Source organism: Streptomyces sp. NPDC022910, assembly GCF_055561075.1.
Genome location: NZ_JBVHHL010000040.1, coordinates 1 through 23,941, shown reverse-complemented (window position 1 = coordinate 23,941; position 23,941 = coordinate 1). Strand labels below are relative to the sequence as shown.

Genomic DNA, 23,941 nt, shown 5'->3' with positions numbered 1-23,941 from the left:
CCTCCTCGGGCTGCTGCGCGCGCGACTCTGTCCGCGGCTGCGCCGCCCAGACGACGTGGTGGCCGCCGTTCATTCCTGATAGTTCGACATGTGACAGGAGAGAACCAGTGAGTGACTTCGAAGGACTCGTGGCGATCGTTACGGGTGGCGCCCAGGGAATCGGTCTGGCCACGGCGAAACTGCTGACCAGCAGGGGCGCGAAGGTCGCCGTCCTCGATCTCAAGACGGAGGGCCTGCCGGACGACGTCTTCGGCGTCCAGGCCGACGTCGGCGATGACGCCCAGGTCGAGGCGGCGGTGGAGGCCGTGGTCGAGCGGTTCGGCCGCCTCGACATCGTGGTGAACAACGCCGGCATACCGGCGGTCGGCGATGTCGCCACGAACAGCTCCGAGGAGTGGCTGAACGTCCTGAACGTCAACGTGGTCGGCATGGTCCGGGTCGCCCGGTACGCCCTGCCGCATCTGCGCCGCTCGCCCGCCGCGTCGATCGTCAACACGTGCTCGATCGTGGCGTGGGCCGGACACCAGACGCGCACGCTGTACTCGGCCAGCAAGGGCGCCGTGTACTCGCTGACCCTGGCCATGGCGACGGACCACGCCCGCGAGGGAATCCGTGTCAACTGTGTCGCGCCCGGCACGGCGGACACCCCGTGGGTGGAGAAGCAGCTGCAGGGGACGGAGGACCCGGAGGCCGCGCGGGAGTCGCTGCTCAAGTTCCTCGCGCCGGGCCGCCTGGTGACGGCCGACGAGGTGGCGGGCGCCATCGCCTACCTGGCGAGCCCGCTGTCGAGCGCCTCCGTCGGCATGATGCTCGCCGTGGACGGCGGCCAGCACAGCCTGCGCCTGCGGCCGCAGGACCAGCAGCATCTCATCGGGCGCTGAGCCGCGCACACGCATCCGGCCCCGGGACCATGGACATGGTCCCGGGGCCGGATGCGTGTGTGGAGTCGCACCCTCTACGGGAAGACGTGCACCTGCTCCGGCACGGTGGACGGGTCGCCCGGCCACAGCCGCATCTCCCCCACGTCCGGGCGCAGGATCACCGCCGCGACCGTGCGCTCCCGCCGGATGTCGCCGTTGTCCGGCACCAGGATCGGGGGCGTGGCGAGGAGCCGGTGATGGTTCTCCGTGTCGCCGGCCTTCGGGATGCCCGCGTCAAGGACCGTCCGAAGGCGCCGCTTGGAGGAGTTCTTGGCGAAGACGTTGATCTCGTCCTGCTCGGCGAGCTCGGGGTCCAGGAAGTGGTTCGTGTGCACCAGTTCGTCGCCTTCGAGGACGCGTCGCCGCGCGACCGTCGCCTCGACGCACACGGTCCGGTCCACGCCGCAGATCATGAACGCCCGCGAGCTGGCCAGCGGGAGCTCCCGGAGGATCCCGACGGCCTGCTCGACCGTGCCGGCGGTGTCGAGGACGTGCCGGATCGCCAGGTACGGCGGCACGCCCGGCTGCCAGTCGCCGCCGAGGACGAGGTTGATACCCACGGCGATCCCGGCGTCGTTGACACCGAGGTAGCCGAGGAGACCGGCGAAGCTGAGCACCAGGGAGCGGTGACGCGGCCCGGAGACCGACAGCACGGCGATCTGGTCGTCGAGGTTGCCGTTCAGGTCGACCGTCTGGGCGAGCACCGGCTCGACGCCGACCGAGGCGTACGTGGTGCAGTCCCCGGCGGTGACTCGGCTGTAGCCGATCAGCTCGCGGCGCAGTTGCAGCAGCCAGGCCGCGTCGCGGTCGATCCCGGCGCCGGCGGCGAGGCCGTCGATCTCGGCGGCAAGGTCCGGCAGCGCTTCGGCGGTCACCGCACGGTGGGCCGCGATGTCGGGCCGCAGCGCATCGAGGTCGGCCGGCCGGTCGGTGAGGTGGCCGAGGCGGGCGAGCGAGTCGTCGAGAAAGCCGCGGAGCCGCCCGGCCAGCGCGCGCCCGTGGATGAGACCACGGGCATGCGGCGAGCCGGACAGCTCCAGGAGCGGCGCGTCGGTCACGCGCACGGGTTGACCGCCCTGCCGACGCGGCAGAGCTGGTCCTCGACCGAGGGCCATTCGGCGCGGAGCACCGAGTAGTAGATCGCGTCACGCCTGCGGCCCTCGGGCATCGGGTTGAAGCTGCGCATGACGCCTTCCTCGTACGCACCGATCTTGCGCAGTCCGGCGCGGGCCTGGACGTTGAGGACGTCGGTCTTGAACTCGACGCGCTCGGCGCCCAGGACGTCGAACGCGTGCTGGAGCAGCAGGTACTTGGCCCAGCGGTTGATGCCCCTGCCCTGGAAGTCGACGCCGAGCCAGGACCAGCCGATCTCCAGTCGCCCGTCGGCTTCGCTCAGGTTGCCGTAGCTGGAGCTGCCGGCGACCTGTCCGGTGCTCTTGTCGACGATGACGTAGACCGCGCGCTTGCCGGCGGCCTGGTCAGCGAGCATGGCGTCGAAAAACTGGTCAAAATCAGCGTCGCCCTCGACACGGGAAACGAAGTACGTCCAGATCCGGTCGCCGAACGCGATCTTGCGCAGGGGTCCACGGTCTTCCTCCGAGATCGGGTGAAGTTCGACGTGCTCGTTTCCGAGGAGCGCGGAGGCGTGCCGGCTCCAGGCGTGGTGGGTCAAGGAACTCATCCCTTCAGGGGGGCGTGGGGGCGGAGGGCGTCGACGACATTGCCGAGGGTGCGCATCCCGGCGAGGTCGTCCTCGGTGAAGTTGTCGAGGCCGACGTCCGCGGCCTTGCACAGGGAGGTCAGGAACAGGACCTTGTTGAGCGAGGTGATCCCGTACGTCTCCACGAGGTTCTCGCCGAGGTCGAGGCTCGCGGGGTCCGGGTGGTCGCGCAGCACCTGGGAGAGCGTCTTGCGGGCCAGGGTGTCGAGGTCAGTGGACAAGGATGCCTGCCTTCGGGTTGTCGATCCGGTCTCTGTAGCGGTCCGCGATGCGCTTGCGGATCGGTTTGAACTGCGATGTGAGGAGGCCGCCCTCGACGGTGAACGGCTCGTCGGCGACGATCACGCGGATGATCCGCTCGTCGCGCTCAGACGCGGCATTGACCGCGGCCAGGGCCTCGCCGATCGCGGCGGTGTCGACCGGTCCCGGGTGGGGTGAGACGACGGCGACCAGTCCGGCCTGGCTGGGGCAGTACACGACGCATTCGGCCACCGCGCCGGTGTCGCGGAACCGCGTCTCGATCGGCCTGACGATGATCTTCTTGGCGTTGTCGAGGACGATGACGTCGTCGCTGCGGCCGAGGATGTAGAGGAATCCGTCCTCGTCGAGGCGGCCGAGATCCCCGGTGCGCACGACGCCGCCCGGCCGGAACATCCGCTCGCTGTCGCCCGACGCGGCGTACGTGTACGCGGTGTTGACCGGATGGTCGCTGCGGATGCAGACGATGCCCTCGTCGTCGACGACGATCTCTTTGCCGGGCAGCGCTCGGCCGACGCTGCCCTCGCGGTGGGCCCCGGGGTGGTTCTTGGCGGCGATGCAGGTCTCGTTGAGGCCGTAGCCCTCGAAGATCGCGAGGCCGGCCTCACCGTAGAACCCGAGCGTTGCCGGGTCGGCGGGGGCCGAGCCCGTCCACAGATAGCGGATGCGGTCGCCGAAGAGCTCGGCCGCGGCCTTGGCCGGTTCGACGCCCCCGTCGATGACGCCTTCGATGTGCCGCTTGGCCGTGTCGAAGAAGGCGGGGACGCCCATGACGACGGTGGGACGGACGGACGGCAGCACGGCGAAGACGGACTGGTACGTCGTGATCGTGATGTCGTGGCCCCAGTACAGCGCCGAGTACAGCCAGTAGCGCTGCTGGAGGAGCGAGAGCGGCAGGAACGTCAGGATGTCGTCGCCAGGCTTGTGCGCGAACAGGCTCTGCACGGCGTGCAGCGAGGAGTCGATGCTGCCGACGGTGGCCTCAAGTCCCTTGGGAACACCGGTCGATCCGGACGTGAACTTGACGGTCGTGCACTGCGTCGCGGCCCACTGCTCCGGCTCGAACCCGTCGGTGTCCTCCTCGGCGTAGTCGGCGACGGCCGAGATCGGCAGGACCCCGGACGGAGCGTCGTCGGGCAGCCGGACGTCGGTGTAGAGGGCGTCGAGGCCGTAGCGCTCGACCAGTTCGGCGTCGGGGCTGAACTTGCCGGGCTCGAACCCGGCAGTCTGCGCCCCGAGCATGAGCGCGGCGACGTCGAGCAGCACCCATTCGAGCCGATTGGCCGAGAGGATGCCGATACGGTCGCCCGCGCCGATACCCCGGCGGCCCAGCGCCGCGGCGACGGCCCTGGCCCGGTCGTGGAACTCGGACAGCGGCACGGTGGTGCGGTGGCCGAGTCCGGTGACGGTGAGGGAGCCGTCGTGCGTGGGCCGCTCGGTGATGATGCGGTTGATGATCGATACGGTCATCGCTGCTCGCCGCTGCCGAAGAAGCGGGTGCCCGCGAGGGTGCAGCGGCTGCCGGGCTCGACCAGGCCGACCGTGTCGGACCAGGTGTCGACGGCCGGGATGCCGAGGGCGGCGGCGAGCTTGGCCGAGAAGCGGGGCATCAGCGGCGCCGACGTGGTGGCGAGCAGGCGGGCCGCGGCCAGTTCGAGCGCGAGGGCGGTACGGGCCTCGGAACTCCACCGGCCGCTGTGCGCCAGGGCCGACTGCTGACGGGAGAAGGCGCGGACGTCGGTGACGATGCCGTCGAGCGCGGCCGCGGCGGCCGTCAGCGAGAACCCCTCCGGGTTGAGGGCGGCCGTGACCTCGTCGAGCCGTATCGACAGGCGAGCCAGGAACGCGGTGTGCTCGGTCGTCCAGGTGCCCGCGTCGGGGGCTACGCCGTCGAAGTGCTTCTCGACGCGCTCGCCGAGACCGGTGAGCCACTCCTGCCACTCGCCGACCAGGGTGTCCGCGCAGGCACGGTCGAACTCGGCGCGACGGAAGTCGGTGCGTTCGCCCTCGGGCCGGGTGCGGGAGAGGTAGTAGCGCACCGCGTCCACGGTGTCGGGCGTGAGGATCTCCTTGCCCCAGATCGCGTGCCGCCGGCTGGTGGAGAACTTCTGGCCCTCCAGCAGATAGAACTCGTTGACGTGGTAGTCGATGTCCGGGTTCCACTCGGGGTGGGCGAGCCCGTACAGGACCGGGTAGAGAATCGCGTGGTAGAAGCTGTTGTCGTACCCGAAGAAGTGGACGATCTTCCAGTCCTTGGAAGGCACCTCCTTCGACCACTGCTGCCCCATCCCGGCGCCGAGTCGCTCGATGCCGTGCAGGAAGCCGTGGCTCATCTCCGGCCAGACCCAGATGACCTGTCCGTCCAGGTCGTCCTCGGCGGGCCGCACGCCCCAGTCGGAGGGGTGCGAGACCGGCAGGTCGAGCGTCTTGCGGGCGAAGACCCGCTCGGCCAGTTCACGCAGCCGGACCGGGACCCGGCCCAGCCTGTGGTGGTCGGCGACGGCGTCGGCGAACTCGTGCAACGGCAGGGTGTACCGCACGACCTCGCTGGTCTTCGGCGCGGCACTGCTCAGGCGTGAGGCCGGGTCGACGAGGTCGGCGACGAGGTTGGGCTCGCCGCACTCCTCGCAGATGTTGCCGCCCGCACCGTGCGAGCAACTGGGGCAGGTGCCGCCGACGTTGACCTCGTAGAGGTACTCGCCGGTCTCGGCGTCGAGCAGGGCGGGCGTCGCCCTGGGAGTGACGTGTCCGGACTCGACGAGCCGGGTGAAGTAGCGCTGGAGGCCCTCGCGGTAGCCCTCCTCCGTGCTCGTGACGTAGTACTCGTCGACGCTGATGTCCATCGCGGCGAGCGTCGCGGCGATCTCGGCCGAGAAGTGCGCGGCGACCTCGGCGGACGTGGAGTCCTGGCGGGCGGCGACGGCCGTGACGTAGCTCTGGAAGTCGTCACTGCCGGTCAGGTGCCACGCCTGGTTGCCGATGAGGCGCTGGTAGCGGACGTAGACGTCGGCACCGAGGTAGGGGCCGGAGAGGTGACCGAGATGAAGGTCGCCGTTCGGGGTCGGCGGCGTGGAGAACACGAACTGGGGACGGTCGGTGTGGTTCGCGCGGACGCGCGACGTCGCCGATGCACGGGCGCGGGCCGAGTCGCGCCAGTACTGGGTCAGGAAGACCAGGTCCGTCTCGCCGGTGTTGGTGATGATGTGCGACTCGAACGGCTCGAAGAGCACCACGGTGCCCGAGCGGACCGGGTGGCTGCGGCCGTCGACGGTCAACTCGCCCGTACCGGCGACGATGACGAAGAACTCGGTCTCGTCGTGCCGGTCGGGGTGCGAGGAGGCGCCGGGGGCGACACGGCCCCAGCCGGCACCGACACCGAGGCCCTCGACCGGGGACATCTCGATGCCGAAGGCGTCGGACAGTTCGGATTCGCTGTACTGGTTGAGGATCATGACTGCCTTTGTAGTAGCTGGGAGGTGGCCCCGGTCGGTGTGAGATCCAGGGCGGCGACGGTCTCGGCGGCGATGGCCGGGGCCAGGCGGTAGCCGGAGCCGTTCGCGGCTCCGGCGAAGACCAGGCCGGGCAGCAGCTCGGCGACGAGGGGTTCGCGGCGGGGGCTGTACGCGTCGCAGAACACCCGGCCCGAGGTGCACCGGGCCACCAGGCCGGGCGCGAAGCGGCCCAGGACGGCGCGGGCGTCGTCGAGGTCGGACGGCTCCAGGACAAGGCCGATGTCGTCGGGGGCGACGTCCCAGCGGTTGCAGGTGTAGCTGAACAGGTAGTGACCGCGCTCGTGGAGCGGCAGGAGGAACGCGTCCTCGTCGTGGAAGACCACGAGCGGATCGCCGGGTGCGGGAGTCCATTCGAGATGGGCGGCGACGACCTTCTTGACGCGCAGCCCGAGCGGAGCGACGAGATCGGCCCAGGCGGGGTGCGCGATCCACGGACCGGGGGCCAGGACGACCCGGCGGGCGAGCAGCTCCTGCCCCGGGCCGAGAGTGAGGCGGTGGTACGCGCCGTCGAAGGAGAGGTCCGTGACCTCGGTTCCCTCCAGAACGGTCACCTGATCGCGCAGCCCGGCCAGAACGCGCTCGGCGACTGCCTGGACGTCGGCGTACTGACACCCGTCCAGGTCCCATGCCCGGGAGCCCGGCGGGACCGCCCAGCCACGGGCCGGGGCGGTCTCGTCACCGAGGCGCAGGTATGTGGCGGAGACCGCGTCGGCGTCGCCGGCCGCGACCACCGTCGCACCCACCGTGCGTATCGGCAGGCCGAGTTCGGCGGCCAGGTGCTCCCAGACGCGCTGGGAGTGCTCGGACATGGACCTGACGCGCTCGGTCGCCCCGCGCGGGAAGTGGACACCGGCCGAGCGGCTGGAGGCGCCCTGGCCGATCAGGCCGCGTTCCAGGACGGCGACGGTCGCGTCGGGGAACGCCGCGACCGCTTCCCGGGCGATGAGCGCGCCGATGACTCCGCCGCCGACGATGGCGAGGTCTACGCGGTCCACTGCGTGCCCCGTCCGCTCTTGGCCGACCAGTCGATGAACGACATCGCCATCTCGGGAGCGCTGCAGCCGCGCAGGCGGTTGGCGATGCGCTGGGCCCGCCAGGCGTTCAGGCTCAGGTTCACATCGGGCAGGCCGCGCTGGCCGCGTACCGCGTTCTGCACGAAGATCCTCCGGTCCGGCGGGCCGTCCCAGGCGACCGCGAAGTCCTCGTCGACACGGACCTCACCGTTCTCGGTCTCGATGCGGTCCTTCAGGGCATCAAGGAACTTCTTGGGAGTGGGACGGAAGCCGGTCGCCCACACCACCGCGTCGACCGGAAGGCACTGACTCTGGCCGGACTCGTCGTTGTGACGCAACGTCACTTCGAACGTTCCGGTGGCCGTGCGGTCGGCGGACACGACGGTCCGGTTGGGCAGCAGCCCGAAGCGGTGCTCGTCCCGCTCGATGAACTGGAGCCGGTACAGCTGCTGGTAGATCGCCCGGAGGGTCGACTCGGATATCCCGTCCGAGCTCAGCAGGTGGGCCGAGTTGAGCTCGGCGCGCTTGGACTCCGACAGCCGGTAGAAGTACTCGGAGTACTCCGGCATGTAGAAGTCGTTGGTGAAGGTCGAGTCGTCGATCGGGAAGTAGTTGCGGCGCTTGGAGACCCAGGAGACCCAGGCCGGGCGCTCGGAGTCGGGCCGGGAGATGAGATCGAGGAAGGTCTCGGCCCCGGACTGGCCGCCGCCGACCACGGCGACCCGCTTGCCCGCCAGGTTGCGCGCGTGGTTCAGATACTGACTGACGTGGAAGTGGCCCGCGCCCAGGTACGGAAGGGCGAACTCGGGCACCCACGGTACGGTGCCGACGCCCACGGCGATGTTGTCGGCGGTGACCTGACGGCGATCGGTGGTGACGCGGAAGACGCCGTCGAAGTCGACCCGTTCGACGGTCTCGGAGAAGACCACGTTCTCGTTCTTCTCGGCCGCCCAGGCCAGGTAGTTGCGGAACTCGGTGCGCGGCACCTCGGCGAACTGGGCGTTGAGGAAGTGGTAGATCCGGCCGTGCTCGTGCAGGTACGACAGGAACGAGAACCGGTTGGTCGGGTCGGAGAGGCTCACCAGGTCCTTGAAGATCGACACCTGGAGGGTCGCACCGTTGATCAGCTGGTCGTCATGCCAGGTGAAGCTCGGCTTGCGGTCGAAGAAGAGGTTCGGCTGCCCCGAATCGCCGTGCAGCAGCGCGGCCAGACTCAGGTTGGCTGGTCCTGCGCCGATACCGACGAGCCGGAGGTGACTGGCCTGCTCGGCGGCACCGGACGCCGTCATCGGCTTCTCTACGGGTCCCACGAAAGGTCCTTCCTGTGGAGGTGCAGGTTGTCGGCACGTTTCACGACGCCTTGGCGAGGCACCATCGGTGTCTGCCCGTGGGCCGGGATCAGTGCTGTCGTTCTCGGACAGTTGTCTGGGGAGTGCAGGTCGGACCGGATCAGGCGAGCCGGTTGGGCCCGTTGCCCACCTCCTCGGTGTCGGCGGTGGCCCGGTGCGGACCGGGCGGCAGGCCCCCGGCGAGGACTCGTTCGATGCCGCGGGCGGCGGTGACCGGGACGCTCCGGACCCTCGCGGTGCCGGCGTCGTTGCCGGTCACGTCGAGTCGGTAGCGGCCGGCCCAGGCGTCATGGAGTGGCTTCCCCTGTCAAGCAGGGGGTTCGGGCGTGCGGGCAGTGCGGCGGCCCGTCCTGGCCGTCCTTCACAGGGCGTCGGCGATCGTCATCTCGATGACCTCGGAGGACCCTTCGTAGATCCGCAGGGAACGGATCTGGCGATAGAGCCGCTCCATCGGGCTGCCCGCGACGAGCCCGGCGGCGCCGAAGATCTGGACGGCACTGTCGACGATCTCTCCCGCGGCCTCGGTGGCGTAGAGCTTCGCCGTCGAGGAGTGCTTGGCGTGATCGTGGCCGAGGTCCGTCGCCCACGCGGCGCGGGCGGTCAGCAGCGCGGCGGCCGAGAGCTTGACGTCCATGTTCGCGAGCGAGGACCTGACGAGCTGGAGGTCGGCGAGCCGGCCGCCATAAGCCTTGCGGGTACGGGCATGGCCGCGGGCGAGCCGAAAGGCGCGTCGGGCGAAGCCGAGCGCGGCGCCGGCCACGGTCGTCCGGGCCCGTTCGAGGATGTCGAGCGCGACCACGAGTCCCTGGCCGCGCTCGCCGAGCACGGCCTCGGGGCCCACGCGGACGTCGGTGAAGGTCAGTTCGGCCCAGGAGCGCGGCGCGATCGCGCCGATGGGATCGGCCTTGAGACCGAGGGCATTGCCGTCGACAACGAAGGTGGTCAGGCCCAGCGGTCCCGGGCCGTCGCCCGTGCGGGCGAGGACGACGCACACGTCGGCGATGTCGCCCTGCGCGATCCAGGTCTTGGTCCCCTTGAGGACGAACCCGTCCCCGTCGGGGGTCGCCTCAAGCACCGCGGCAGCGAGGTCGGAGCCCGCGCCGGGCTCGGAGAGGGCCAGCGCCCCCGCACGGGTCCCGTCGGCCAGGCCCGGCAGTTCACGGCGACGCTGCTCGTCGGTGCCGTGGCGGGATATCGCGGCGGCGGTGAGCTCCTGGATCGAGTACGTGAAGTCGGCCAAGTCCTCGTAATACGCCAGGGCTTGGCGCCTCAGGCACAGGGCCCTCATGTCGGAGTCCGGCTGGTCGGGGCCGAGGTGACGCAGCCAGCCCGACCGGCCGAGCTCGGTGAGCATCGCCCGTCCGACGGCGGCCGGATCGGTGGTGTCCAGCGACGCCCACGCCTCGGCCCGGTCCGCGCACCACTGCCCGATCTCCTCGGCGAGTGCGCGGTGGGCGTCGTCGTACAGCGGCAGGGTGAGGATGTCGGGGTCGAACACTTCGGAGAGACTCATCGTGATCCTCACTCAGATGGTCAATGCGGCGAGCGGCTCGGAGAATGGGCGGAAGCGGCGGAGAGGGAGCGTGCGATGCCCGCCGTGCCGCGTTGGCCTCTCACGTCGTGACAGGGAACGCCGCCTCGGCCGGCTGTTCTCCAGTACGCCGCGGGGCATGGGGCGGGCTCCTTCCGAGCGGCCGTCGGCCGCGTCATTGGGAAGCTACGGCCACTCCGGCGCCGGGCACGTCCGCGACAAGTTCATCCGCCGGGACGCAGGGCGGTTACGGCGCTCCGTCGCTCCTGCGCACCGCGTTTACCCGGACCGGCGTAAAATCCGCCGGCCGCCGGGGGAGCTGAAACACATCCAGGGCCGGCCCCACCTGATCGAGGGCCGGCCCAGGCTTTCACCACGTGATCGAGAGAGCGGACAGCGCGGAATCAACCCGCGTGGAGCGTGAAGGTGAAGTCGCTGGAGAGTTTTCCGCTCAGACGAACTGCCGAAACGAGACTGCCTTCCGTGATCAGTCGCTCGACCTCGGCCCGCGAAAGGCCACAGCCTTCCGCGATGAGCCGCACCGGCCTGACCGGAATTTGTGCATCAAATCGAACCGAGACATCAATCACTTCACGGCCCGGATGATCGGATCCACCGGTATCGAGCCGCCAGGCGTCGTTCCAGTCGAGGGCGATGTGATTGCGGCGCCGTATGACGCCGTCCTGGAGCAGCTCGGCCGCCAGGGTGGGGTCGTTCTCGTGTGCGCGGTCCAGCAGATCGGGCCTGACCGAGCGCACGTTCGCCCGCTCGACAATGGTGATCTTTGTGGTTGTGCCGCATTTGGTGCAGAGCGCGAGGAGCCAGACATCGAGGAGTTTGTGGTTCGCGTTGACGCGAAACTTGCCGGTCGTCCGGAAAGTGTCGGACGTACACGCCTGGCAGCGACGGCGGATGAGCGGCAGACCTACTGGCTTAACTATCCAGTCATTGCGCACAGAAGTACCCCTGTTTTGGTGTGCGTTCGCCATTGAATTGAGCACAGTGCTCGGCGCATTACTTCTCGGGATATCTCACGGGGTACACAAGGTATGGATTCGCCTGGGCGAATCCAGTTCGGCAGTGCAGTAGTGGTACATAACGGCATTGCTCCACTGGTATTCGGGCATCTCGACGTCGGGCTCGGCATCTCGGTTGGCGTGTCATCACCCTTGAGACCGGACTGCTTGCGCTGACCGTCCCAGCGAGTACGACGGACGCTACGGACGGATCGACACGCCGCGCATCCGCGTCAGGTTCAGCCACGGGTACGCGGTACGTGGACGCTCCGTTGTCGGGACTACGCGTCCCGCTTACGGCCTCGGCGTGACGGGACCGGGTCCCGGGCCATGATCCGCATCAAGTCCGCCTTCGCGCACACTGGTTCAACCTGCACCTCAGCCAACTGCGGCAACACCAAGGACAGTTCGATGTCACACACGCCCGGCCCGACCGATCCGGGGATGCCCGTTCCCGGAACCGCGGAGTCGATCAACGCCCGCGAGAGTCTTGTAGGAGCCGGAGACAGGACAGCCCCCCGTGACGGCTCCGGCGGACGGGGCCGGCCGGCAGGCGTCCTGTCCAGGGGGACGGCTCCCCACCGGAGTCCGGGTCCGATGGGAACGGCAGGCAGGTGGAGTGCCTGGACGGCGAGGGGGGAAGCGGAGGGGAGCAGGGGGGGAATGCCGCACTCCACAGTGGCATGTATGCGTGCACACTTCTCTCGACGTTCACAGCCCAGACTGCTTCTGGTGATGCCGACTCACCAACTCGTGCGAAAGGGCGCCGAGTTGGGATTCCGCATCTGGTCGATATGGGATCCGAAGCAGCTGGAGACCGACTTCGCGTCGAGACTCGAAGAAGCCTCGGAGGAGTTGCTGCTCACCGACTTCACCGACGAAATCGGATTGCGCGAAGCCATTGAGCGGACCGCACGGCATCACGGGATTGATGCCGTGATGCATTGCGGACACGGCGACTCAGTGCTGCCCGTGGTCCGGGAGGCATGGAAGCTGGGCCTGTCCGCGAACCCTCCGGCGGTGTACGAACGGCTCCGGGTGTGTGAAGGGGACGACTGGGCCCCGGCAGAGGCTCCCAGAGTGAGCGTCGAGACCCTGACCGTGAACGGGGCCCACCACATCGTGGGGGTAACGGCTCAACGCACCAGTGGGCCACCGCACTTCTACGTGACGGGCTACCTTCATCCGGCGCCCTTGACCGACGATGAGCGATGGGCGATCGAGGCAGTGGTCGAGGAGCGGCTGACGGCGATCGGATACCGCTCCGGCCCGGTCCACACGCAGGTGGCGCTGCTGCCATTCGGGCCGCGGATCGTGTCGTGCCGAACACATCTGGGTGGCGACCGCATCCCCCTGCTCGTCGAGATCGCGCGCGGGTTCGACATGGAGGCGGCGGTCTTCACGGGCCTCGAAGGCAGTCGTCCGGACGTGCCGAGCCCTTTCCGGTATGCGGAAGTCGGCTTCTTCCTCCTGCCCGAGGGGCGGCTGGAGACGTACACCGGCATGGAGGACATCGCTGTGACCCCGTGGGTTCACGGAGCTCGCTTTCCGTACAACGTCGGCGACATGATCGCTCCTATCGGCGACTCACGCTCCCGGCGCGCTTATGTGGCCGTCGACGGTGACACACCGGAACTCACCCGCGAACGGATTGCCAGGGGACGAAAGGATCTTGTTACCGTCATTCGCAATCCTCTACTGTCGGGGTGAGGGTGGGCCAATGGGCGGGACGGGGGGGCATGGATGGTGACATCGAGACCTATTGAAGGCGATGCGGACTTTCATCCGGAATTCGCCGTCCTGGGCTCATTGGAGGTACGCAGCGGAAGCGCCCTGATACCTGTCAATGGGGCGCTGCAACGTCGTGTCCTCGTGACCCTGCTCCTCGATGCCGGGCGTGTGGTGCCCGTCTCCCGACTGGTGACGGCCGGTTGGGACGAGCTGCCGCCGGACAGCGCCGATCATCAGGTACGCAAGACCGTGGCCAAGCTGCGCAGTCGCCTCCCTCACGGTCCCGAGATCATTGTCACGGACGGGCCGGGGTATCGCGCGGTCGTCGGGACCGAGCAACTCGATCTGCTCCGGCATCAGCAGCTGATGCGCCAGGCCAGGCAGTCGCTGGACGCGGGGCAGGCGGAGCGTGCCGTAGCGGAGCTGCGCGAGGCGTTGGCGCTGTGGCGGGGGCCGGTGCTGTCCGGTTCCGGGGGTCAGCTGATCGACGCGGCCTCGACCGCCTTGGAGGAGCAGCGGATCAGCGCTGCCGAACAGCTCTACGACCTGCGCATCGACGCGGGCGAGGCAGCCGAGATCACGGGCGAGCTGCGGGGCCTCGTGGACGAGCATCCACTGCGCGAGACGCTGCGCAGCCGGCTGATGCTCGCCCTCTACCACTCCGGGCAGCAGGCCGCAGCGCTGGACGAGTTCGCCCGCGTGCGCAAACACCTCGCGGATGAGCTGGGCATAGACCCCAGCGCGCAGCTGACCGGACTGCATGACCGCATGCTGCGCCAGGACCCGTCGCTCGTCCGTCCGGCGCGCTCCGCGACACGTGTCACGCACCCGGTGACCGAGGCCCCCCACACGCTGCCGTTCGACGTGCCCGACTTCTCGGGCCGCCGTTCCGAACTGGAGCGGGTCTGTGAGGTGGCCAGACGCGCCCCGAAAGGGGCCCCGACGGTCATTGCGCTCGACGGCATGGGGGGCAGTGGGAAGACGGCGCTGGCTGTGCGCGCCGCCCATCAGCTGGTCGAGCAGTATCCGGACGGCAGTCTCTTCATCGACCTGCACGGCTTCACACCGGGACAGGAGCCGCTCAGCGCGTTCCACGCGCAGGGTGACCTGCTCGCCGCCGCCAGCATCCCGAGCGAGGAGATGCCCACCTTATCGGCGGGGCGCGCCGCGCGATGGCAGTCGTACATGCGGGGCCGTTGCATGGTGCTCATCCTGGACAACGCCGCCTCCTCCGAGCAGGTCCGTGCGCTGATTCCCGCCTCCTCCGACAGCTTGGTCCTGATCACCAGCCGCCCGAGGCTGACGGGGCTCGACGGAGTCGAATGGCTCTCGGTGGGCGCTCTTCCGGAACAGGACAGCGACCAGCTCCTGCGCGCCACCCTCGGTGGCGAACGCGTCGAGAGGGAACCGGACGCCGCCTGTGAACTGGTGCGGCTGTGCGGAGGTCTCCCGCTGGCGGTCAGGATCGCCTCCGCCCGGCTGGCGAACCGTCCTCACTGGACCGTGCAGCGACTCGTCGAACGGCTACGAGATCACAACCGGCGTCTGGACGAGCTCACGAGCGAGGGCAGAGGGGTGGCCGGCGCACTGCTGCTGTCGTACCAGTCCATGCCGCGTGACCAGCAGTCCGCCTTCCGGCTTCTGGGCCATCACCCGGGACGCTATCTCGACACCCACGAAGCCGCCGCCCTGCTCGACACCGACGCCTTGACGGCCGAGGACGTGCTGGAAGAACTGGTCGACGCACGGTTACTGGAGGCCAGGGAACCGGGCGTGTACGCCCTGCACGATCTGGTGCGCAGCTTCGTGCAACGTATCGCACAGGGTTCGCAGGAGCCGGGGGACGAGCCGGCGATGCGGCGGCTCCTGGACCACTACCTGGGCATGACGAAACATGCGTGCGACGTGGTGTTTCCCGGGCGGCGGCGCATCAAGGACGACGGAGAACAACAGGTAGACAGCACGTTCGATCACAAGGAGAAGGCGCTTCAGTGGCTCGACCAACACCGTGGCAGCCTTCTGGCGGCGGTGGACGCCGCGCACGACGGGGGACTGCTGTGGCATGCCGCGCGGCTGCCGCGTGAGCTGGGCTTCCACTCCAGCATCCGTGGCTACGACTCCAGCGCCAACGTGGCGCTGGAGAAGGGGGTCAGCGCGTCACGGCAGCTCGGAGACCGCTCGCTGACCCGGCTGAACCTGATGAACCTGGCCATGGGCAAGTGGCGCCTCGGGCAGCTGCGTGACGCGGTCGGCCTGCTGGAAGAAGCCGTGGGGCTGTCCCGGCAGATGGCGGACGAGTACAGCGAGGCGGAGTGCCAGGCACGGCTGGGGCAGGCGTACAGCAGCATGGGAGAGCTTGAGCACGCGCTACGGCTGAGCCAGGAGGTCAGCAGACGCGCCCAGGAGCTGGGTTTCACCCGCCTCGACGGCTCGTCGCTCAGCATGCTGGGCCTGATACTGGCGCGGCTCGGGCGGTTCGAAGAGGCGATGGAGTCCGCGGAGCGGGCCGTGGCCATCTTCGACTCGATCGAGGAGGTCCAGCTCTCCGTGACCGCCCTGAGCTATCTCTCCCAGGCGTTCGAGGGCCTGGGCCGCTACGAGGAGGCACTCGCGCGGGCCGACGCGGCGCTGGAACGGTGCCAGCAGATCGGCATGCCCGCGGCGCTGCCGCTCATACTCGCCCGCAGAGCCGACGTGCTGGTGCGCATGGGAGCGCTGGACGAAGCGGCGGACAGCGCCGACCACGCGCTGTCCAAGGCCGCCAGCAGCACGGACAACATCAACCGCGCCACGGTGCACCTCTCGGCGGGGCTCGTGCGGTACGCGCAGGGGGATCTGGACACGGCGCTGGCTCAGCAGCGGCTGGCCCACGAGATCGCCTGCCGGATGGAGTTGCGCTACGACGAGGCGTGCGCGCTGTGGCACCTCGCCCGTACCGCCGAGGCCCAGGGTCATCTGCAGATGGCACGACAGCACCGGTCAGCGGCGGACAGCCTCTTCTCCCTCATGAAAGTGCCGGAGACCGCGCGGTGAGCCCCGTATGCCGGGCACTCCACAGCGAGGGGACCGGGCGGGTGCCCGGAGGGGAACCGGCAGGGAAGAGCGATTGCGAGTCTTAGCGGAGTCGAAACGGCGCGTCTTTTCAAAGGAGCTTCCACATGCGTTTCACCTCTGCTGTCGCCGCCTCCGTCATCGCGCTCGGAGCCGTTCTGAGTGGATTCACGGCTGCCGCCGGCACGGACGCGCCGCAGATGGTCCAGCACCGCGCTGTCGCCTCCGGTCTCCCGGCGGACACGGTCCTGGTCCAGCCCGAGACGGACCACGGCAACGGCTGAGCAGACCGGCCGCGGCCGCTGATTGCGGCCCACCGCCCGCGCCCGGCCCGTCCTCGCCGCACACGTGCAGACGCTCGTCACGCCCATAAGGCCGAACAAGCACGAGCGACGCGAGGCTCGCGGTCTCCGCGCGCGGAAACCCATTGATGACAGCGGGGCTTCTCTCTCACTCATTGTCGGGGGCAACACAATGACCATTCGGGTGCTCGTCTGTGACCAGCTGCCAGTGATCGCGGACGGTCTCAAGACTCTTCTCGACGCGGTGCCGGACATCGAAGTGATCGGTACGACTCACAACGGCATGGAAGCCATCGTCCTGGTGCGCACCATGCGTCCCGATGTCGTGGTCACGGATCTGAACCTCCAGACCATCTCCGGTCTGGAGATGATCCGCAGACTCGGTCAGGAGGACGAGTCGCCCAACATCGTCGTGTTCACCGCGGCCGACACCGACGAGACGGTGAGCGATGTGCTGCATGCCGGCGCGAGCTGTCTGCTCGGCAAGGACGTGAGTCCTCAGGAGCTGATCACCGCGATCCACGGGGCGGCTGCCGGCCAGACCGTGCTCGCGCCGAACATCGCGCAGCGCCTGGTCACCTGGTTCCGTGCGCAACCAGAGCCTCAGAAGGCCGAGACGTGTCCGGAAGTGACCGAGCTGACCCCGCGGGAACGGGAAGTGACGCGGATGGTGGCCCAAGGCATGTCCACCGAGGACGTGGCTCGCGAACTGATCATCGGCGAGGCCACGGTCAGGACCCATCTCTACCGAGTGCGCACCAAGCTCGGCGTCCGCGACCGTGCCGAGCTCGTGTCACTGGCCTACCGGACCGGACTCATCCGCTCGGCCGTCCACGCCGGCGGCAACACGAGGGAGTTGTCGCTGGGGAGCCCACGTGCCAGTTGATCCACGGCGGGGTTGCCACCGCAGCCCCGAGCCCCACTCAGGATGCGGCACCCCGGGCCGTCCGGACGTGGTCGGCGCCGACCATCCGCCAGAGCGCGGCGGGATCTCCGTACCGGGTGGACTCCGCCGCGGCCAGCCGGAAGTACCGGTGCAAGCCCAGTTCCGACGTCATCGCGCGCACCCCGCAGCTCTGCATGCTCAGGCGCACGACATCGCGCGCGGTCTCGGACGCCATGGCCAGGGCGATGAGCGGCGCAGTGCGGGCGGCGGCCGGCTCGGACTCGACCAGCCAGACCCCCCGGTGGATCGCCGCCCTCGTCGCACGCAACGCCACCATCGCGCGTGCCAAGGGAAACGACACCGCCGGCAGGTCGCGCAGCCGGGTGCCGAACTGCCGGCGAAGGCCGACGTACTCCACGGCCATGCGGTGCGCGCCGTCGGCGATGCCCAGCAGGTATGCCGCCTGTCGCAGCCGTGCGCGCGCGAGCGGTCCGGTGGGCGCGTCGTCCAGGGCGCCGACGACGCCCGCCGCGGGGACGGGCGTGGCCTCGAACCGGACGACCGGTGGCCAGTTCCCGTCCTGCGTGGTGACGCGGTCCGCCGTGCGCTCCACCGCGACCAGCACCGGATCGCCGTCGACCCTGGCGGCCACCAGAAACAGGTCGGCGCTCAGGTCGTCGACGGTGACCGTGCCGGTCAGCTCCCAGCCGCCGGCGCGCGGCGTCGCGGTGACCCCACTGCCGGTGGGCAGGGCTTCGAGGCCCGCCAGAGCCACACTCGGCGCGCCGACGCCCAGGTCGGCGGCGAACGCGTCGGCCCGGTAGGAGTTGCCGCACGCCGCGCGGCCGAGCTCCTCGCTGACCAGGACCCCGGCACTCAGTCCCAGGCCGAGCCCGTCGGCGTCGGCCGGGCGCTCGAAGTCGGCCGCCTCCAGCGCGTCGAGCACCGCACGGGTCGGGCCGCAGGCACCGTCGGTCACCGGGGCGCCGTGCAGCTCGATCCGGGCGGGGATGCCGGCGAGTCCCGTACGCAGGGCCTTGCGCAGCTGGAGGGCGAGCGGGTCGGGCGTAAGGTCCATGTCAGTCTCCCTGTCCGAGGGTGTCGAACGAGGCGGCCATGATCTGGAGCATCACCTCGGAGGTGCCTGCCGAGAGCGTGAGTCCCGGAGCCTCCCGGTAGGCGGACTCCAGGGTCACGGTCGCTCCGGTGCGGTTGGCCCGCTGCTCGGGGCTCGGGATGTCGGCGGCCCAGACCGCGATGGACTGGGCGAGTTCGCTGCTGTGGTACTTGGCGACGGCCGTCGCGACCTGGTCGACCCGGTCCGCCGCGATCCCGGTGAGGACCTCCCAGGCGAGGACGTGGTCGGCGGCGAGCGCGCCGTGCCAGCGGCCGATCTGCTCAAGGAGGCCGCCGGGCACGGCCTCCGGGTCACCCTCGACCAGGGCTTCGAGGGCGGCGTCCAGCCAGTGCTCCGCCTTCAGGTAGTAGTCCAGGCCGGTGCGTTCGATGGCCAGGGCCTCGTTGAGCAGCGGCCAGCCCTCGTCGCGCGGACCGAGCAGGTTCGCGCCCGGCACCGCGACCGCGTCGAGGTCCACACGGTGGAAGTGCTCGTCGCCGATGCCGGGGATCATCGACACCGTCACACCGGGGGCCCGCATGTCGACCAGGAACAGGCTGATGCCCTGGTACTTGCCCGCGCCCGGCGTCGTACGGGCGGCGCACAAGCCGAGGTCGACGAAGCGGGTCTTGAGACTGAACACCTTGGTGCCGGTGATCCGGTAGCCGTCGCCGTCCGCCTCGGCGACCGCCCGTAGCCCGCCCAGGTCGGAGCCCGCGTCGGGCTCCGTGTACAGCACCGACGCGAAGCTCTCGCCGCGGGCGATGGGGGGCAGATACCGCTGCTTCTGTTCCTCGCTGCCCGCCATCAGCAGGAACTGGCCCACGATCTGCACGGTGTTCACATGGAACGTGTCCGGCACACCCGCGCGCACCAGTTCCTCGGCGACGATCGCGGCGTCGGTCAGCGAGCGGCCCCGGCCGCCGTACTCGACGGGCCAGTGCACGGTGAGCAGGCCCAGCTCGCCGAGCAGCCGGTAGAGCGGGCGCGCATCCGGCTCGACGCCGAACGCGCCGGTGGCCGCCGCCGCCGCGGCCTGGACCTCGGCGGAGCGCAGAGTCTTCCGCACGTCCGCCCGGAACCGTTCTTGATCCTCTGTGAAGCCGAACCGCATGTGTGTCTCCTCAAGAGGCGAGCGTCTCTTCGATCGCCGCGACGACCCGGCCGATCGCCGACTCGGTGAACAGGGTGTAGTGGTCGCCGGGTACGCGCTCGGCCCGGAAGGGGCCCGTGCACACCGCCCGCCACTGCTCTTCCATGGCGATGTGCGGGGAGGCGACGAGCACAGTGACGGGTCCGCCGTACGGGGCCGGCGGTCGGTAGGCCTGCATGGACAGGGCGGAGGACCGGAACGTCGCGAAGCGGGCGGCCAACTCCTCCTCGGTCAGCTCCAGTTCGACGCCGAGATCGATGAGGGTCGTCCCGACGTCGGCCACCCCTGCGGCCGGGTCGTCGAGGACTGCGGCCACCTCGGGGCCCTCGCGTCCGGTCAGCCGTGCGACGTCGTGCACGAACCGCTGCCGCACCGTCGCCTCGTCCAGGGGCACGGAGTCCTCGTCGTAGGCGGCGTCCAGCAGGATCACCGGTGGCGTCTCCCCGGTGATCTCCTCGATCTGCCGGGCGACCTCGAAGGCGAGCACACCCCCGTACGACCAGCCGGCCAGGCAGCAGGACGCGGGCAGGCCGGTCTCGGTCAGGGAGCACGCGATCCGTGCGGCGGTCGCCGCCATCGCCTCCTGCGCGGGCACCTCGGTGTCCCGGGGGTCGGCGGCGAAACCGGTCACGCCGATGTCGCCGCGCAGCGCCCTGGACAGAGGGATGTAGCAGAACAGCTCGCCGCCCGACGGGTGCAGCAGGATCACCTGCGCCGGACCCGCCTCACGCATCACCACCGGTGCCCTGCCGGCTTCCCGCCGGGACGGGCTCGTCAGCGCGTCGAACGGATCGCCGTCGTCATCGCGGCTCGCGGCCCGGACGGCGTCGATGGTGGCGGCCAGATGCGCGACCGTGGGAGAGGCGAAGAAGTCACCGAGCGTGATCTCCACACCGAACCTGCGGTGGATCGCCGACATCAGCTGGACGGCCTGGAGGCTGTTGCCCCCCGCCAGGAAGAAGTCGTCGTGCGCGCCGATCCGTTCGTCGTGCAGCAGGGGGGTGAGCACATCACGCAGCAGCCTGCGCTCGGTCTCGGTCAGCGACTCGTCGCCGTGCCCCTCGCCCGCCCGGCTCAGGTCGGGGGCGGGCAGCCTGCGCCAGTCGACCTTGCCGCTGCTGGTCAGCGGCAGCTCGTCGAGGACCACGAAGAAGGACGGAATCATGTACGAGGGCAGGAGCGCGCTCAGATGCTCGCGTACCGCGGGCACCTGCCGCTCGGTGACCCCGGTCAGATAGCCGACCAGGTGCTTGTCCCCGTTGTCGTCGCTCCACGCCCGGACGCTGACCGGACCGATCCCCTCGAAGCCGGTCAACGCCGATTCCACCTCGCCCAGCTCGATCCGCAGGCCGCGGATCTTGACCTGCTGGTCGATGCGGCCGAGGAAGACGAGGCGTCCGTCGGGAAGCCGCTTCACCAGGTCGCCGGTCCGGTAGAGGCGACCGCCGGGTGCGGTGCCGAACGGGTCGGGGACGAACTTCTCCGCGGTCAGCTCGTCGCGGTTGAGGTAGCCGTGCGCCAACCCGGCGCCGCCGATGACCAGTTCACCCGGTACGCCGACAGGGACCTGGCGCAGCCCGGGGTCGAGGACGTGCGCCACGTGGTTGGTCATGGGCAGGCCGATCGGCGGGGACGCGTCCCAGGTGCCTCCGCACTCCTCGACGATCATCGTCACCGTGCACTCGGTCGGCCCGTAGCCGTTGAACAGGCGCCGGCCCGGGTTCCACCGGTTCACCAGCTCACCGCTGAACGCCTCGCCGCCGACGAACGCGATGCGCAGGTCGGTGAAGTTCTCCGGCGTCAGCAGCGGCATCACGGTCGGGGGCAGGTCGATGACGGTGATACGAGCCTGCTCCATCAGCGCCTGGAGCCGTTCGATCGACAGCCGTTCCGCATCGGTCGCGAGGCACAGGCGGGCCCCGGTCAGCAGCGCCGAGAACGTCTCGAAGACGGAGACGTCAAAGGTCGACGAGGCGAACCCGAGCACCCGGTCGGCCGGCGTCAGCTCGAACAACTCCCGTGTGGAATCGATGAAGTTGACGACCCCGCGGTGCTTGAGGAGCACACCCTTCGGCTTGCCGGTGCTGCCGGAGGTGTAGATGACGTACGCGATGTCGCCCGGCCCCGCCGCGAGCGGCGGGTTGTCGTCCGGCAGTGCCGCCAGTTCGTCGCGGACCTCGTCCAGCATCACGACGGGCGCGCCGACCTCGCTCACGGCCTTGCCCGCCTCGGCGTGCGCGAGCACCACCCGCGGCCGGGCGTCATCGGCGATCTCGGCGACGCGCCCGGAGGGATGCGCCGTGTCGAGGGGCACGTAGGCCGCGCCGGCCTTGAGCACCGCGAGGATCGCGGTCGGCAGGTCCAGGTTCCTGCGCAGACACAGACCGACCCGCGCGCCCGGCTCCACACCGTGCTCGCGCAGCAGCGCGGCGAGCCGGTTCGCGCGGGCATTCAGCTCGGCATAGTTGGTCTCGACACCGGAGACGACGACGGCCACGCCGTCCGGGGTCTCCGCCGCGCGCGCCTCGAACTCCGCGACCACGGTGGACTCGCGGACCGGCCGCACCGGGCCCCCGGCGGCCTCGGTGAGGAACGCCTTGTCCGTGGGGCTCAGCATCTCGGCCGTGGACAGCGGGGCGTCCGGGGCCGCGGTCAGGGTGTGCAGCAGCCCGTCGTAGTGCCGGGAGAACCGGGCGATGCTCTCGGCGTCGAACAGGTTGGTGTTGAACTCGACGGCGAGGTCCGCGTCGGCCCCGGGCTCCGGCCGCCGGCTCAGGCTCCAGCTCATGTCGAAGCAGGAGCTGTGGGTCGGGCCGTCCTCGTACGAGGTGTCGATGCCGGGCAGGGCGGCGGCGGTGTCCGTGGTATCCGCGTCCGCCACGCCGAACACGATCTGGAAGACGGGAGAGCGCGACGGGTCGACGACCGGGTCAACTGCTTCGACCAGCTTGTCGAAGGGCAGGCCGGCATGCTCGTCGGCCTCCGCCGACACGCGCGCGACCCGCTGGACCAGCTCGCGGAAGGTCGGATCGCCGGAGAGGTCCGCACGCAGCACCCGCAGATCGGTGAAGAGCCCGACCACCGAGGACACGGTGTCGTGGTGACGGTTCTCGTCCGGCGAGCCGATCACCAGGTCGTCGAGGCCGGAGTACCGGTGCAGCAGTGTGCAGAACGTGGCGACGAGGACGTCGTACGGGCTCGCGTCCACCTGCCGGGCCAGCTCATCGGCCCGACGCAGGGCTTCGCCCCCGACGGTGAAGCGGGCGCGGTCGCCCTCGAAGGTGCGGGTCTCGCCGCGCGGCCGGTCGGTCGGGAACTCCAGGACCTCGGCGCCCGCCAGCTTGCCGCGCCAGTACGCGCCGATCCTGTCCAGGTCGGCGCTGCCGAGCCGGTCGTGCTGCCACCGGGCGTAGTCCGGGTACTGCACCGGCAGCTCGGGCAGGTCCGGTGTGCCGCCGTCGGTCAATGCCGAGTAGAGGGCGGCGAGTTCACGCATCAGCACGCCGCGCGAGCGGGTGTCGCAGACGATGGCGGGCAGGTCGAGCAGGAACAGGTGGTCGTCCGGCTCGACCCTGATCAGTGCCGCGCGCCACATCGGCGTACGGCCCAGGTCGAACGGTTCGGCGGCCCGCCGCTCGATGAGGGCTCGCGCCGCCGCGATGTTCTCCGCCTCGGTCAGCGGCAGGTCGACCGGAACCTCGGTGGCGACGACCTGCATCGGGGCGCCCTCGCGCTCGGCAATCGTGGTCCGCAGCGCCTCGTGCCGGGCCACGGTCGAGGCCAGCGCCTCGCGCAGCGCGTCCGCGTCGAGACTGCCCCGAAGGCGCAGGCACAGCGGGGTGCCGGGGACCGGGTGGTCGAGGAACCGTAGGGTCCGTTGCGCGTGGGAGAGCGGTGCCGGGCCTGTGTTGCCGCGCGATGTCGGCCCGCGCCGTGCCACGGTTTCCGCGTGCTCCCTCAGCCGTGCGAGGAACTGCGTGCGGCGCTGTTCGGGGAGCGCGGCGATGCGCTGGGTCATGTCGGTCACCTGAGACTCCTGATGCGTAGCGGTGCCTCGCCTGCCGGGTCGTTGTCCGGGCGTGTGGGCAGGTGCGCCAACTCTGAGATGGCACTGGTCAGGACGTCGATGCCACGCAGGTACTCCGAGAGCACGATGTGCTCGTCGTCCGCGTGATCGAGACTGCTGTCCCCCGGGCCATAGGTCGCCATCGGGATGTCCCAGACCTCGGCGAGGGTGTTCATGTCCGAGGTAGCCGTCTTCACCTTCAGCCGCGGCTGGGCATGCAACTGCCGGATCCCGGACACCAGCGCACGGACCACCGGGTCGGCCCGCCCCACCCGGCAGGCCGCCACCGAGTTCCGCACTTCGAGACTCCCGGCCG

At 69.9% G+C, this 23,941-nt stretch carries 19 protein-coding genes; 5 read left to right on the top strand and 14 right to left on the bottom strand.

The genetic code is table 11. From position 1 onward, the window contains the following. The first annotated feature begins 107 nt into the window (after positions 1-107). Positions 108-881: an SDR family NAD(P)-dependent oxidoreductase gene (locus ACZ3TS_RS29790; RefSeq protein ID WP_060905141.1), complete on the top strand. Its 774-nt coding sequence runs from the start codon at positions 108-110 to the stop codon at positions 879-881. A 74-nt stretch (positions 882-955) separates the two neighbouring features. Here the strand turns inward: ACZ3TS_RS29790 and ACZ3TS_RS29785 are convergent, their stop codons facing one another. The 10 genes from ACZ3TS_RS29785 to ACZ3TS_RS29740 all read right to left on the bottom strand — a co-directional run bounded on the left by ACZ3TS_RS29785 (position 956) and on the right by ACZ3TS_RS29740 (position 11,259). Further along, entirely contained in the window at positions 956-1,978 is a 1,023-nt protein-coding gene (locus ACZ3TS_RS29785) for a C45 family autoproteolytic acyltransferase/hydolase (RefSeq protein ID WP_467623989.1), read from the bottom strand. Further along, a complete protein-coding gene (locus ACZ3TS_RS29780) occupies positions 1,975-2,601 on the bottom strand; it encodes a GNAT family N-acetyltransferase (RefSeq protein ID WP_467623987.1) in 627 nt (208 codons plus the stop codon). Before ACZ3TS_RS29780 ends, ACZ3TS_RS29785 begins: the two co-directional genes overlap by 4 nt. After that, a complete protein-coding gene (locus tag ACZ3TS_RS29775; protein ID WP_454646398.1) occupies positions 2,598-2,861 on the bottom strand; it encodes an acyl carrier protein in 264 nt (87 codons plus the stop codon). The genes ACZ3TS_RS29780 and ACZ3TS_RS29775 overlap by 4 nt, the downstream gene beginning before the upstream one ends. Then, complete coding sequence (locus tag ACZ3TS_RS29770) at positions 2,851-4,368, bottom strand: AMP-binding protein (protein WP_467623984.1); 1,518 nt, start codon at positions 4,366-4,368, stop codon at positions 2,851-2,853. Before ACZ3TS_RS29770 ends, ACZ3TS_RS29775 begins: the two co-directional genes overlap by 11 nt. After that, on the bottom strand, positions 4,365-6,350 hold the full coding sequence (locus ACZ3TS_RS29765; protein WP_467623982.1) for a class I tRNA ligase family protein: 1,986 nt from the start codon (positions 6,348-6,350) through the stop codon (positions 4,365-4,367). The genes ACZ3TS_RS29770 and ACZ3TS_RS29765 overlap by 4 nt, the downstream gene beginning before the upstream one ends. After that, positions 6,347-7,405: an NAD(P)/FAD-dependent oxidoreductase gene (locus ACZ3TS_RS29760; protein ID WP_467623979.1), complete on the bottom strand. Its 1,059-nt coding sequence runs from the start codon at positions 7,403-7,405 to the stop codon at positions 6,347-6,349. The genes ACZ3TS_RS29765 and ACZ3TS_RS29760 overlap by 4 nt, the downstream gene beginning before the upstream one ends. Beyond that, complete coding sequence (locus ACZ3TS_RS29755; RefSeq protein ID WP_467624060.1) at positions 7,393-8,712, bottom strand: lysine N(6)-hydroxylase/L-ornithine N(5)-oxygenase family protein; 1,320 nt, start codon at positions 8,710-8,712, stop codon at positions 7,393-7,395. The genes ACZ3TS_RS29760 and ACZ3TS_RS29755 overlap by 13 nt, the downstream gene beginning before the upstream one ends. Positions 8,713-8,872: 160 nt before the next feature. Beyond that, a complete protein-coding gene (locus ACZ3TS_RS29750) occupies positions 8,873-9,031 on the bottom strand; it encodes a hypothetical protein (RefSeq protein ID WP_467623978.1) in 159 nt (52 codons plus the stop codon). Between the two features lie 102 nt (positions 9,032-9,133). After that, entirely contained in the window at positions 9,134-10,285 is a 1,152-nt protein-coding gene (locus ACZ3TS_RS29745; protein ID WP_467623976.1) for an acyl-CoA dehydrogenase family protein, read from the bottom strand. A 422-nt stretch (positions 10,286-10,707) separates the two neighbouring features. Next, positions 10,708-11,259, bottom strand: a complete 552-nt coding sequence (locus ACZ3TS_RS29740) for a DUF1062 domain-containing protein (RefSeq protein ID WP_467623974.1) — start codon at positions 11,257-11,259, stop codon at positions 10,708-10,710. Between the two features lie 747 nt (positions 11,260-12,006). On the opposite strand from ACZ3TS_RS29740, the gene ACZ3TS_RS29735 reads away from it, so the two are divergent. The 4 genes from ACZ3TS_RS29735 (at position 12,007) to ACZ3TS_RS29720 (ending at position 17,289) form a co-directional block, all read left to right on the top strand. After that, positions 12,007-13,029 (top strand): phosphoribosylglycinamide synthetase, encoded by a 1,023-nt coding sequence (locus ACZ3TS_RS29735; protein ID WP_467623971.1) that lies wholly within the window; start codon positions 12,007-12,009, stop codon positions 13,027-13,029. A gap of 162 nt (positions 13,030-13,191) precedes the next feature. Then, entirely contained in the window at positions 13,192-16,083 is a 2,892-nt protein-coding gene (locus tag ACZ3TS_RS29730; protein WP_467623969.1) for an AfsR/SARP family transcriptional regulator, read from the top strand. A gap of 125 nt (positions 16,084-16,208) precedes the next feature. Continuing rightward, on the top strand, positions 16,209-16,385 hold the full coding sequence (locus ACZ3TS_RS29725) for a hypothetical protein (protein WP_467623967.1): 177 nt from the start codon (positions 16,209-16,211) through the stop codon (positions 16,383-16,385). 190 nt (positions 16,386-16,575) lie between these two features. Next, the gene (locus ACZ3TS_RS29720) at positions 16,576-17,289 is read left to right on the top strand and encodes a response regulator (RefSeq protein ID WP_467623964.1); all 714 of its coding nucleotides are present in this window, start codon (positions 16,576-16,578) and stop codon (positions 17,287-17,289) included. A 37-nt stretch (positions 17,290-17,326) separates the two neighbouring features. Here the strand turns inward: ACZ3TS_RS29720 and ACZ3TS_RS29715 are convergent, their stop codons facing one another. From ACZ3TS_RS29715 to ACZ3TS_RS29700, 4 genes are all read right to left on the bottom strand, one after another. Continuing rightward, on the bottom strand, positions 17,327-18,367 hold the full coding sequence (locus tag ACZ3TS_RS29715) for an acyl-CoA dehydrogenase family protein (RefSeq protein ID WP_467623962.1): 1,041 nt from the start codon (positions 18,365-18,367) through the stop codon (positions 17,327-17,329). A gap of 1 nt (position 18,368) precedes the next feature. Continuing rightward, the gene (locus ACZ3TS_RS29710; RefSeq protein WP_467623961.1) at positions 18,369-19,520 is read right to left on the bottom strand and encodes an acyl-CoA dehydrogenase family protein; all 1,152 of its coding nucleotides are present in this window, start codon (positions 19,518-19,520) and stop codon (positions 18,369-18,371) included. Positions 19,521-19,530: 10 nt separating this feature from the next. Further along, positions 19,531-23,577, bottom strand: coding sequence for a non-ribosomal peptide synthetase (locus tag ACZ3TS_RS29705; protein WP_467624058.1), 4,047 nt, complete (start codon positions 23,575-23,577; stop codon positions 19,531-19,533). 5 nt (positions 23,578-23,582) lie between these two features. Beyond that, a partial coding sequence (locus ACZ3TS_RS29700) for a M20/M25/M40 family metallo-hydrolase (protein ID WP_467623959.1) occupies positions 23,583-23,941 on the bottom strand: 359 nt, incomplete at its 5' end.

What these genes read in the sequence shown, in the direction of transcription:
- ACZ3TS_RS29780 (WP_467623987.1), bottom strand. Translation starts at nt 2,601, where the DNA reads ATGAGTTCCTTGACCCACCACGCCTGGAGCCGGCACGCCTCCGCGCTC.
- ACZ3TS_RS29770 (WP_467623984.1), bottom strand. Translation starts at nt 4,368, where the DNA reads ATGACCGTATCGATCATCAACCGCATCATCACCGAGCGGCCCACGCAC.
- ACZ3TS_RS29765 (WP_467623982.1), bottom strand. Translation starts at nt 6,350, where the DNA reads ATGATCCTCAACCAGTACAGCGAATCCGAACTGTCCGACGCCTTCGGC.
- ACZ3TS_RS29755 (WP_467624060.1), bottom strand. Translation starts at nt 8,712, where the DNA reads ATGACGGCGTCCGGTGCCGCCGAGCAGGCCAGTCACCTCCGGCTCGTC.
- ACZ3TS_RS29745 (WP_467623976.1), bottom strand. Translation starts at nt 10,285, where the DNA reads ATGAGTCTCTCCGAAGTGTTCGACCCCGACATCCTCACCCTGCCGCTG.
- ACZ3TS_RS29735 (WP_467623971.1), top strand. Translation starts at nt 12,007, where the DNA reads ATGCGTGCACACTTCTCTCGACGTTCACAGCCCAGACTGCTTCTGGTG.
- ACZ3TS_RS29725 (WP_467623967.1), top strand. Translation starts at nt 16,209, where the DNA reads ATGCGTTTCACCTCTGCTGTCGCCGCCTCCGTCATCGCGCTCGGAGCC.
- ACZ3TS_RS29720 (WP_467623964.1), top strand. Translation starts at nt 16,576, where the DNA reads ATGACCATTCGGGTGCTCGTCTGTGACCAGCTGCCAGTGATCGCGGAC.
- ACZ3TS_RS29715 (WP_467623962.1), bottom strand. Translation starts at nt 18,367, where the DNA reads ATGGACCTTACGCCCGACCCGCTCGCCCTCCAGCTGCGCAAGGCCCTG.
- ACZ3TS_RS29710 (WP_467623961.1), bottom strand. Translation starts at nt 19,520, where the DNA reads ATGCGGTTCGGCTTCACAGAGGATCAAGAACGGTTCCGGGCGGACGTG.
- ACZ3TS_RS29705 (WP_467624058.1), bottom strand. Translation starts at nt 23,577, where the DNA reads ATGACCCAGCGCATCGCCGCGCTCCCCGAACAGCGCCGCACGCAGTTC.